Genomic DNA, 10,986 nt, shown 5'->3' on the forward strand with positions numbered 1-10,986 from the left:
CCTCGGACAATACCGAAAAACGGGGACGACGGCAGTGCAGACCGGCGCGGCGCCGGCCTCGCCGCTACAATAGCAACCATGAATAAAGCCGCGCCCTCCTCGCCGAACGCCCCCCTCGCCCCTATGGCGGCGGATTCGTCTGAACGCCCCGCCGACGCGGGTGGCGAGCCGTCGCGCGACACCGCATCCCGCCAGCTCGATGGCGACCGAATTCGCTCGGCGCTGGCCGCCACTTGCCGCGACTGGCAGATCGACGTGGTCGAGACCACGGGCTCCACGAACCTCGATCTGCTGACCCGCCTTCGCCGGGACGCGTCGTGCGCGCCCCTGCTGCGCGCCGCGATGCGCCAGACGGGCGGTCGCGGACAACGTGGCCGCGCATGGCAGAGCGTGCCGGGCGACAGCCTGACGTTTTCGCTCGCCTATACGATGCCTGGCGGACCGGCCGAACTGGCCGGGTTGTCGCTTGCGACAGGCGTCGCGGTGGTGGAAGGGCTCTCTGATCTGCCGCTGTCGGCGCCGCACGCGCTCGGCCTCAAATGGCCCAACGATGTGCTGCTGCGCGGCGGCAAGCTGGCGGGCATCCTGATCGAGACGCTCCCGGCCGGACCGGGCCGCATCGGCGTCGTGATCGGCATCGGGGTCAATCTTCGGCGGGCTGCGGACGTCGCCGCCCGCATCGACAACGCCGCGCCTTCCGACGACGGCACGACCTCATCTGCCGCCGTGCCGGTCACGCCGCCGGCGGCGCTCGAATCGGTGCTGGTCGATCCGGATATGTCGACGGTGTTGATCGCATTGGTCCAGCGTCTCGCCACCATGCTGAATCGCTTCGCCGTGCATCGTTTCGGTGTCTTCCGTGACGACTGGGAAGCCATGCACGCCTATGGCGGAGCGTCGATTCGCGTCATCGAAAATGGTCGCGATCTGTTGCAGGGCGTGGCGCTCGGCGTCGACTCGCAAGGTCGGCTGCGCGTCGCGACCCCTGACGGCGAGCGCACGATTGCCAGCGGAGAAGTCTCCGTGCGATTGCTCGATGCGTCTGGCACGCGTGACGCCCAACGGGGCCGTGGATGAGCGCCGCCCGACAGACGCCGCCCCCACGACCGGTGGACACCGCGAAGTCCGCGGCAACGGCGGCGGACACTCGCCTTGCGAAGACATCGCGCGGCAGCCTCGACACACAGGGCGCAAGCAGCGCTGACGGTGCACCTTGGCTGCTCGTCGATGCCGGCAACAGCCGGATCAAATGGGCGCTTGCGCCGGCCGTGCGCCCAGAGGGTTGGAGCGCAGCGGCGCCGTCCTTTCTGGCCAGCGGTGCGGTCGATCACGCCGAATGGCGCACGCTCGCCACGCAAATTCGCGCGGGCTGGGCCGCGCTGGTCTCGGGCTCGGGAGAGGCTCACTTCGCGCCGAACATGGCACCGCTCGCCACCGGCCAGGGCCGACAGGACGAAAGCTTCGTCTGCCCTGCACCCGCGGGTGTCTGGCTTGCCAATGTGGCGGGCGAACCCGCGGAACAAGCCGTGCGCATGACACTGCAAACGCTGTGGGGCATGGCGTCGACCGATTGGCTGCAGGTCTTGCGCGCCAGCGAATCGCGAGCGGGGGTGCGCAATGGTTATCAAGTCCCCACACAGCTCGGCAGCGACCGCTGGGCCAGCCTGATCGGCGCGCACGCCGCGTGGCCGGGCGAACATCTGCTGATCGTCACGTTGGGCACGGCCACCACCGTCGAAGCCTTGTGTGCCGACGGCGATTATCTCGGCGGGCTGATCGCCCCGGGGCCCGCACTGATGCTCCAGTCGCTGGCCCACGGTACCGCACAATTGCCGACGCTCGACGCCACCATGCCAACCGGCGGACAAGCATTCGCATGCAGCACGACCGATGCCATCCTGCGCGGATGCGCCGCGGCGCAAGCCGGCCTGGTCGAGCGCAGTCACGCACAACTGCAGGCACAACTCGGCGCACCCGTGCGTTGCGTGCTCTCGGGCGGCGCACGCCAGGCGCTCGCGCACACCCTGACCATGCCCGTTACCGAACACGATCAACTGGTACCGGCCGGCTTATACGAGGTGGCACTTCGGGCTGCCGAGTGCGGCGCAGCGGCGAGCGCGACATCCGCCCCCCACATGACCGATATTTCGGTATCCCCATCGCAAGATGCCGATCCATCCCCCGGGGGTGCTTGAGATGTTGCGTGCGCTGTTGCTTGTCATGTTTCTCGCGGCGAATGCAGCACTCGCCGCTGTGCAGTTCGGCTGGCTGAAATGGCACGATGTGCTGCCTGCCACCGGCCGCGAACCGGCGCGGGTCGAAAGGCAACTCGAACCGGAGCGAATCCGCTTGACCGGAGCAGCGATCAGCGGTCAGTCGCCCGCCGCCTCCCTCCCTGTCGGTGCGTCGGGCGGGAGACACGAATCGCAAGCCTCAGGAGCGGCGACGTCGGCCGGCGCTTCAGGCGCTTCAGGGGCGACCGCCGCATCGGCAGGGTCTTCCAGCCCCGGAACGTCCGAGTCGGCATTGACGACGATGGCCGCAAGCCGGGCCGTCGCCGCCGCGACAACGAACGCGGTATCGGGCGATGCGGCGGCTTCGCAGGCCGCCGCCGCGAAGGTCGCGCCCATCTGTCTGGAAGTCGGCCCGTTCGCCGCCAACGACGCGCAGCAAGCGCGCGGCCTTTTGCTCGCCGCGCTGCCTTCAGGGCAAGGTGACATTCAATCGGTGGCGCTCGACAAGCGGTACTGGGTACATCTCGATCCGGTGCCCAACAAACCCGCCGCCGATAAACAGGTTGCGCAATTGCGTGCAGCAGGGGTGACGGAGTATTTCCTGCTCAACGGCGAAGGCTCGACGCTCGTCGTCTCGCTCGGACTGTTCAACGACAAGGAGCGTGCGGTGCGCTTGATGACCGCCGCGCAGAAGCGAGGCATCACGCCGCAACTGAGCGAAAGGCCCAATGCCAAGAGCCGGATCGTCTACCGGATTGTCGGCATCAACGCGAACGCGGCCGCCCAGATTCGCGGCGTCGTGACACAACAATGGACGGCGCAGTGGGTGCGGACATGCCCCGCCCCGGCCGGTAGCGCGCCGGGGTAATTGAACCGGCCTGCGCCTGGCTCAGCCGACGCGCTTCAACGACACGACCGGCCGCACAATCCCGGTCTGGATACCCCGTGCGTTCTTGACGATCGGCGACACCCACGGCGCCAGTCCGGTCGCCTCGGGCGACTCGACCAACCCGAGAGCCTTGAGTACGGCCACCGCTGCGGTATATAGCGCACGCATATTGCCGTCGACAACTTTGATGGCAATGCCCAGGCCCGCCGAGCGAACGCCGATCGTCTGCACGCCATCGGCGCCGATCTTGGCCACCCAGTCCCCGGGCGCCATGCGCATGAACGCCAGATCGTTGCGCGCCGTGCCGGACACCATCTCCGGCTGCTGCGTCATGGCGGCGAACAAGGTCGAGAGTGCCGCGTCGTCGCTCGCGGCGAGTCGGGCGTACGCGGCAGCGAGCCTGTCGAGCGGCAACGCGTAGTTCGGCGCGGAGCATCCGTCGATGCCCAACGCCAGCGTCTCGCCCTTCACGCCGACGACATCGCCGACGCGTGCGCGAATCGCCTGTTGCAGCGGATGCGCCGGATCCAGGTAGGTATCGAGCGGCAAGCCGTGCTGCGCGCAATACGCGAGAAAGCCCGCATGCTTGCCCGAACAGTTGTGATGCAGCGACGTCGGCTTCAGATCCGCCGGGGCACGTTTTCCGGTGGCGGAGTAAAACGTCGGCATGTGACAGCCGCACTGCAAATGATGCTCGTCGCAACCCGCCTTGCTCAGTAGGCTTTTCACACCATCGACGTGAAACGCCTCACCGGAGTGGCTCGCGCACAGTAGCGCCAGCTCCGGCTGCGTCAGACCGAAATGCGCGACGCCGTCGCCCTCGACGAACGGCAGCGCCTGAAAGGGCTTGAGCGTGGAGCGCGAAAACGTCAGAAACGACGGGTCGCCTGCGGCGTATCGCAAGTGCCCTTGCGCGTCGACCACCGCTACGGCGCCGTAATGCACGCACTCGACGGTATCGACGCCCATCGCGCCGCGCGTGACTTCAACGAGCGGGGCCAGATTCATGATTGGGCGCGCACCTTCTTGAGCAGCGACGTCGTCGAGCGCTGATGTTCGAACGGAATGGCCAACGCCTTGCCGCCCCAGCCACGCACGAGCGCAGACTCCGGCAGCGTGTCCATCTCGTAGTCGCCGCCTTTGACGAGAATGTCGGGACGCACGGCGGCAATCAGCGCCTCGGGCGTCGATTCGCCGAACGTCACGACATAGTCGACGCTTTGCAACGCCGCCAGCAGTGCGGCGCGGTCGTTTTCATTATTGATCGGCCGGTCGTCGCCTTTGCCGAGCGTGCGCACCGAGGCGTCGCTGTTCACCCCGACGATGAGGCACGCCCCCAACGCGCGCGCCTGCGCGAGATAGGTCACGTGACCGCGATGCAAGATGTCGAACACGCCGTTGGTGAACACCAGCGGTCGCGGCAGCGTCGGCGCCAATGCGGCGAGCGCCTCGCGCGGGAGAATCTTGGCCTCGAAATCGGCCGGAGGAATGACTTGGGAAGCGGACATGACGATCGTTCGAAATAGATGCGCTATTGTCCCACGCCGCGTATGTGGCAACAAAAAAGGGGCCGAAGCCCCTTTCCTGTCGAAACCGTCGGCGCCGAACGCGCGATTACGATGCCGTGGCTACGGCCGGTGCGGCCACTGCCGCCAGACGGCTGGTGATTTCCTTGCGGTAACGGTTCAAGTCCTGCGCCGTCGCGAACGTGTGCTCGAACAGCAACGACATGTTGTGCAGAATACGCTCGACGACCTTCTTCTCCCAACTGTCGTCGAACTTGATTTGCTCGTCGAGCCAGTGTTCGAGCCACTCCGGTTCCGGCAAACGCGATTGCACCGTGTCGTTCGGGAACAGGTCCTTGTTCACGTGCAGGTTGGTCGGGTGCAGCGGCTTTTCGGTGCGACGCGCCGACGCCATCAGCACGCCGATCTTCGCGAACGCGGCGCGCGCGTTATCGCCGAAGCTCGTCAGTGCCTTCTTCATGTAGCGCAGATAAGCGCCGCCATGACGCGCTTCGTCGCGCGAGATGATTTCGTAGATGGCCTTGATGACCGGCTCGGTGTGCCATTCGGCCGCACGGCGATACCAGTGATTCAGGCGAATTTCGCCGCAGAAGTGCAGCATCAGTGTCTCGAGCGGCGGGGCCGGATCGAACGGGAAGCGCACGGCGTGCAGCTCGGCTTCGGTCGGCACGAGGTCCGGGCGGAAGCGGCGCAGGTATTCCATGAGCACCAGCGAGTGCTTCTGCTCTTCGAAGAACCAAACGCTCATGAACGCGGAGAAATCGCTGTCGTCACGGTTGTCGCGCAGAAACATCTCGGTGGCCGGCAGCGCCGCCCATTCCGTGATGGCATTCATCTTGATGGTGCGCGCCTGATCGTCGGAGAGTTGGCTTGCGTCGAACTTGTCCCACGGAATGTCCTTCTCCATGTTCCAACGCACTGCCTCCAACGACTTGTACAGTTCGGGATACAGCATTTCGTTCATTTCAATTACCCCCAAGGTCGCGAGACCTTACACCAGGACTCAAGATAGTATTGTGAAAGTTTACGCCGAATTTCGACAGACAAAACGGTGAGCGTGTCGTGGGCGGCCCCCGCCGTCCGACTTCACGTCTTGAACCCTGCCGTCGCTGAAGGACGACGAATTAACGCCTGTAATCTGGCCGCATCCTGGCGATATGGCTTAGAGCGAGCCTACTAAAATATGGCCAAACTCTTGAATCATAACATAAAAGCCGTTTAATCCCGCCAACGTCGCCCCTCGCGTGACAGTAATGCGTCGTAATGTTGACGCCCGTCAAATTGTCACGCAAAGCACCTATGCTCAATGGGCGACAGGCTTTCCGACACACCTTCGGCGGCCAGCCCGGCGCGTGGCCAGCCGCTTGGGCGTCTTGAGCATCAACGCCTGCGAATGCGGACATCACGGCAGCGCGTCAGGGTTTGCCCTTGTGCCATGGGCCTGCGCGCGCGGCGTCCGATGGTCTACGCTGAAATCAATCGTTCCGTAAGTGCGACCGGGTGACAGCCCCCATCCCTGCCGACGCCGACGTTTCCTTTTTCCGCGCCGCGCTTTGAGGAAAGTTCTCAGTCGCAAATACGCAACACGTTGTATCGGCCGGCGCACCGGCAGAACGAGCCATGCGCCGCCAACGGGCCTACCGACTCGACTGGATCCTTGACCGATAAGGAGCCGAGCATGCCCACTCGTCCCGCACTTGCCGCATGGCTACGCACCGTCTGCTTTCTGGCGACGGTGGCAACGGCCCCCGGCGCCCTGGCGTTCGACGCCGGGCAACTCGCGTCGCAAGAAATCCCCACCGCCCATCTGGTCGGCCACGGCTCCTTCACGCGCCTGGGTTTTCATCTCTACGACGCGGAACTCTTCTCAGGCGCCGAGCGCGTCAGCGCGAACTGGAGTGCGCATCCGCTGGTGCTCGATCTGCGCTACGCGCGCGGTTTCAAATCTCATACGCTCGTGCAGCGCAGTCTGATCGAAATGACCAAGCTGCAAGTGGCCACCGATGCGCAACGGGAGCGCTGGGCCGAAGAACTGGCGCGCATCCTGCCCGACGTGACGGCCGGGCAGCACTTGACCGGCGTGTTCCTGCCCGGCGACGGCACGCGGTTCTTCTCGGACGGCAAACTGATCGGTCAAATCGCGGGCGACGCCTTCGGCCGTGCTTTTTTCGCCATATGGCTGGATCCGCGCACCAGTGCCCCCGACCTTCGCGCCGAATTGACCAGCGACGCGCGATAGGTCGCCGGGGCGGCCGACGCCGTCGGGTGTCTCATCCGCGCCACGCACGCTGCAACATCGCGGTGCAAACGTGCGTTGCCGTTGATAATTGACCGAAAGCCGATCCCGACGCCGCGCGCCCGGGATGACGGAGAGCGGCCCCGCCCCGGCCATGGACGGGTCCATCGAATCGCGCTGTCCAGGCGCCCACGCGAGCATGCCTATGGATATCGATCATGCGGCTGCGCTCACGCGCCTGACGCGCTACTTCGAGACCCTCACCCGCCAAAGCGTCGGGAATCTGGGCGAGTTCTACGCGCCCAACGTCTATCTCAAGACGCCGCTGCACGAGGTGCGCAGCGCCGCCGAAGTGGCGACGCTGCTCACGCACCTATTCGAGCGTGTCGACGTGCCGCGCATTGAATTTACCGCCACGCTGCTGCAACACAATCAGGCGCTGCTGGTGTGGAATCTGCATTTCCATACCAAACGGTGGCTTGACGACGAACAGGTCATTCATGGCGCATCGCACCTGCGTCTCGCTGTGGACGGACGCGTGGCCTATCAGCGCGACTATTGGGACGCCACTGAAGATATCTACGTCAAGCTCCCCATCTTTGGACGTTTATTGCGTTGGCTGCGCCATCGACTGTTTCGTTGAGACGTCGGCACACGGCCATTTGCCAAAGGGCAGTTTTCTTCAATACACGGCGTCCGTCGCCGCCTACATTCGGAACCTCGCTTCACCCGCTTTCTTCAGTATCGAGGGATCCGATGACACTTTTCTATTCAATGGCGGCGTTCGCGCTGGCCGCTTCGATCACGCCGGGTCCGGTCAATGTCGTGGCGCTGGGCGCGGGCGCGCGCTATGGCCTCGGACCGAGCCTGCGTCACGTGACCGGTGCGACGGTGGGCTTCGTCGCGTTGCTCGTTGCGGTCGGCTTCGGCGTGCACGAGTTACTGCACCGGATGCCCGTACTGATGCGCGCGATTCAGTGGTTCGGCGTGGCGTTCCTGCTTTATATGGCCTACAAACTGGCGATCGATAACGGCGTGTTGAACGACGCCGACACGCAGCGTGGCCCGACCATATCGAAAGGCGCCGTCATGCAGTGGCTCAATCCGAAAGCCTGGCTCGCGGCGCTGGCAGGAATGGGCGCGTACACGGCAGGTGATCCCGCGCGCATCTGGCAATTCGCGGCGATCTACTTTGTCGTTTGCTGGTGCTCGGTGGGATGCTGGGCCGCCGCGGGTGCGATGTTGCGTCATCGCATGCGCGACGCGCGGCGCGTGCGGCGTCTGAACTGCGCGATGGCGGCGCTGTTGGCGGGAAGTGCCGTGTATCTTGTCGCGACCGGCTAAGGAAACATGCGCCTTCGCGGCGTCGAATCACGCGGCCTGCGGCTCCCGGTAATGCCCCGGCGTCGTGGCGAGGCGTTGTTTGAAGGCGCGTTGGAAATGCGCCTGATCCGCGAAGCCCGCATCGAGCGCCACCTCGGCAATGGCATGTCCACGACGCAGTCGGCGCCGTGCATATTGAATCCGCTGGTCCATGAGAAAGGCGTGCGGCGTGAGTCCGTATTGCTCTCGAAAGACGCGTGTCAGATAAGAGGCCGACAGGCCCGCCGCCGCGCAGATCTGCGCAAGCGTCAGCGCCTCTGTGCAGTGCGCACGGATGAAATCGGCGGCGCGGCGCAGCTTGTGCGAGTCGTCCCGCATCGGTTGCGGCGCAGGGTTCAACCGCTCATGCACGTCGATGAAAAACTGCTGCACCACGCTCTCGCGCTCAAGCCGGTCGCGCGTCGCGTCGGTGCAAACGTCATAGAGCCGGTTAAGCCCCCGGTACAACACCGGATCGTCAGCGGACATCGGGTCGAACAAATGCAGATCCTGTCCATGCCCGAAACCCAGTTCCCGCTGCGTTTCGCGCAACCACGCCGTGTCGACGAACAGCATCCGATAGGCCCACGCCTCGTCGTCAATGGGATTGCAAGCATGCACCGCGTCAGGGTTCATCACGACAACGCTGCCGCGGCCCACCGTCTCGTGTGCCCGACCATTCCGATAGGTACTACGCCCTCCCGTCACGGCGCCGATGGAAAACGTCTCATGGCTGTGCAACGCGTAGCAGACGCGACGCCCATCGCGCACCTCTCGCGCTTCGAGAAACGGCAGCGCCGGATCGCGCCAGAACGTCGACGGGTACGGACACGCAACAGTGGATTTCGACATAGGGGCGGGATCAGTGAGGACAACAACTCATGCGGCCGGCTTGCCAGTATCCGCCACGGCGGCGGGCGACTCCGCCGATAGCGGTGAATTCGCCGGCAATCCGCCGCCCCCGACCGCGCCGGCCTCGACACGATGGAGCGGGCTCGTGCCATCCGCTTCCGCCACGAGCCATGCGGCAATCGCGTCGCGCTGCGCGTAGGCGTCGGCCTCGCCCAGCGCAATGAGTTCCTGCGTATAAGACGACTCGAACAGCAGGTAGCTGGCGAAGGCCGCGCCGCGCGCTTCGTCCGCCCCGATCGCGCCGAGGATCGTACGAACGGCCCGCGGCAACTGCTGCAGATGACGCGCTGCAATCGGCTCGATGCGCTGGCTTGGCGAGATCAAAAGCGTCTCGATGGGCCGCCAGCCGCTGGATTCGCGTTGCGCCTCGGGCACATGCCGCAACACATTGTTGATGTGCTGGAGGCGTTCCAGATCCGCCGACAGGCCGTCGATGAACACGCTTGCGAGCGCCTGCCCGCCGATCTGCGCCAGACTGGGATAGCCACCGATGCGCTCGCCGCTGCTGTCGAGTCCGTACTGTCCGTGCGCCGCGCCAATGATGAGGATGCGGGTGGCGCCCAGATGGATCGGTGGACTGAGCGGCGCAATCTGGCGCATCGATCCGTCGCCGAAATACTCGGGCTGCCCGTCGAGATCGAGCTCGACGGCGGGGAAAAGAAACGGGATCGCACTCGATGCCAGCAAGTGCTGCACGCTCAGCGGCACCGCGCGCGCCAGGCGCAGCGAACGCTTCCAGGCCTGAATCGGCTCGGCGCTCTGGTAGAAGGTGACATGCTTGCCCGACGAGTACGAAAGCGCCGTCACCGACAAAGCCTCGAGCGCCCCCGACGCGAACACGTCGGGCAGTCGATCGAGACGGATCGCACTGCGCAACATGTCGCCGAGTGGCGACCAATCGAACAGCGAGCGCGGTGAGCGACGCAGCGCCCAACCGAGCGAAAGCGCCGCCAGCCAGCGTGCCCCGGTGCCCGCCATGCCCAGCGAGTCCGCGCGGAACACCTGACCGGCGTGAAATTGACGCCACACCGCGTCCAGCTTCATGACCCCATGCTGGAAATCGTCGGCGTGCGACGCGAGCGCGGCAGCATTGATCGCGCCGGCCGAGGTGCCACAGACAATGGGAAACGGAATCGCGCGACGCGACGGCAGAACCTCGCGTTGGATCGCGGCGATCGCGGCCAGCACGCCCACCTGATACCCCGCGCGTGCGCCACCGCCCATCAGGACGAGGCCGGTACGTTCGCCTGAAATCATGGGGGCCTCCTCCCGCCGTGGTCAACGTTGTGGTTGTCGTTGTCGTTGTCGTTGTCGCTATCGCTATCGCCGTGACCGAAGCCGTCGTCGCGTCTACCGCATGTGCCGTTCGTGCGACCGCCCTACCACTTCCAGGCGGCCTGCTTACCCGGCGTCTTGCCTGCGGCGGGCGCGGCCTTCGCCGACGTCTTGGCAGACGTTTTTGCCGCGGCCGACTTCGCCGGCGGCGTCTTGCTGGCCGGCGCACGCTTGGCAGCGGTCTTGCCCGCCGCCTTGCTCGTACCCACCGACCGCTTGGCGGTGCCGGCCTTTGCCGTGGCCTGGCCAGACGCCTGCGTGGGCTTTGCGGGTTTTGCGGGTTTCGCCGGTGCGCTCTGCGTCGCCTTGGCAGCGGCATCCGACATTTGCGCCGCAGCGGCTTCCGTCATTTGGGCCGCCGATACACCGGCCGCCTGCGCAGCAGCGGCAATCTGGTCGAACTGCGTGCGCATGGCGTTGAACCAAAGCGACGGGTCCAACGCACCATAAGCGTTGCCCGCCTGCGCGAACGGCGACTGTGTGTCGCCGCCC

General features: G+C 65.4%; 10 protein-coding genes and 2 pseudogenes. 6 read left to right on the forward strand and 6 right to left on the reverse strand.

Annotation, left to right across the window (positions count from 1 at the left end; genetic code table 11):
* Window positions 1–78: 78 nt before the first annotated feature.
* From A985_RS0112570 to A985_RS0112580, 3 genes and pseudogenes are all read left to right on the forward strand, one after another.
* Complete coding sequence (locus A985_RS0112570; protein WP_083902290.1) at window positions 79–1,077, forward strand: biotin--[acetyl-CoA-carboxylase] ligase; 999 nt, start codon at window positions 79–81, stop codon at window positions 1,075–1,077.
* Window positions 1,074–2,105: pseudogene (locus A985_RS27045) on the forward strand (type III pantothenate kinase); the annotation flags it as partial. The gene A985_RS0112570 and the pseudogene A985_RS27045, both read left to right, overlap by 4 nt.
* Before the next feature lie 61 nt (window positions 2,106–2,166).
* A complete protein-coding gene (locus A985_RS0112580) occupies window positions 2,167–3,102 on the forward strand; it encodes an SPOR domain-containing protein (protein ID WP_017233760.1) in 936 nt (311 codons plus the stop codon).
* A gap of 21 nt (window positions 3,103–3,123) precedes the next feature.
* Here A985_RS0112580 and A985_RS0112585 read toward each other — a convergent pair whose 3' ends face one another.
* The 3 genes from A985_RS0112585 to A985_RS0112595 all read right to left on the reverse strand — a co-directional run bounded on the left by A985_RS0112585 (window position 3,124) and on the right by A985_RS0112595 (window position 5,604).
* Window positions 3,124–4,131, reverse strand: a complete 1,008-nt coding sequence (locus tag A985_RS0112585) for an asparaginase (protein ID WP_017233761.1) — start codon at window positions 4,129–4,131, stop codon at window positions 3,124–3,126.
* The gene (gene rfaE2 / locus A985_RS0112590; protein WP_017233762.1) at window positions 4,128–4,631 is read right to left on the reverse strand and encodes a D-glycero-beta-D-manno-heptose 1-phosphate adenylyltransferase; all 504 of its coding nucleotides are present in this window, start codon (window positions 4,629–4,631) and stop codon (window positions 4,128–4,130) included. Before rfaE2 ends, A985_RS0112585 begins: the two co-directional genes overlap by 4 nt.
* 106 nt (window positions 4,632–4,737) lie before the next feature.
* On the reverse strand, window positions 4,738–5,604 hold the full coding sequence (locus A985_RS0112595) for a hypothetical protein (protein ID WP_026131919.1): 867 nt from the start codon (window positions 5,602–5,604) through the stop codon (window positions 4,738–4,740).
* 723 nt (window positions 5,605–6,327) lie between these two features.
* Here A985_RS0112595 and A985_RS0112600 point away from each other — a divergent pair.
* The 3 genes from A985_RS0112600 (at window position 6,328) to A985_RS0112610 (ending at window position 8,229) form a co-directional block, all read left to right on the forward strand.
* Window positions 6,328–6,888 (forward strand): chalcone isomerase family protein, encoded by a 561-nt coding sequence (locus A985_RS0112600; protein WP_017233764.1) that lies wholly within the window; start codon window positions 6,328–6,330, stop codon window positions 6,886–6,888.
* Window positions 6,889–7,090: 202 nt separating this feature from the next.
* Window positions 7,091–7,528 carry a nuclear transport factor 2 family protein gene (locus A985_RS0112605; RefSeq protein ID WP_017233765.1) on the forward strand — a complete coding sequence of 146 codons (438 nt, stop codon included), beginning with the start codon at window positions 7,091–7,093 and terminating at the stop codon, window positions 7,526–7,528.
* 113 nt (window positions 7,529–7,641) lie between these two features.
* Window positions 7,642–8,229 carry a LysE family translocator gene (locus tag A985_RS0112610; RefSeq protein WP_017233766.1) on the forward strand — a complete coding sequence of 196 codons (588 nt, stop codon included), beginning with the start codon at window positions 7,642–7,644 and terminating at the stop codon, window positions 8,227–8,229.
* Window positions 8,230–8,256: 27 nt separating this feature from the next.
* Here A985_RS0112610 and A985_RS0112615 read toward each other — a convergent pair whose 3' ends face one another.
* The 3 genes and pseudogenes from A985_RS0112615 to A985_RS0112625 form a co-directional block, all read right to left on the reverse strand.
* Window positions 8,257–9,099 (reverse strand): AraC family transcriptional regulator, encoded by an 843-nt coding sequence (locus tag A985_RS0112615; protein ID WP_017233767.1) that lies wholly within the window; start codon window positions 9,097–9,099, stop codon window positions 8,257–8,259.
* A 27-nt stretch (window positions 9,100–9,126) separates the two neighbouring features.
* Window positions 9,127–10,416, reverse strand: a complete 1,290-nt coding sequence (locus tag A985_RS0112620) for a patatin-like phospholipase family protein (protein WP_017233768.1) — start codon at window positions 10,414–10,416, stop codon at window positions 9,127–9,129.
* Window positions 10,417–10,538: 122 nt separating this feature from the next.
* Window positions 10,539–10,986 (reverse strand): annotated as a pseudogene (locus tag A985_RS0112625) (hypothetical protein); the annotation flags it as partial.

Source organism: Pandoraea sp. B-6, assembly GCF_000282835.1.
Lineage (GTDB): Bacteria > Pseudomonadota > Gammaproteobacteria > Burkholderiales > Burkholderiaceae > Pandoraea > Pandoraea cepalis.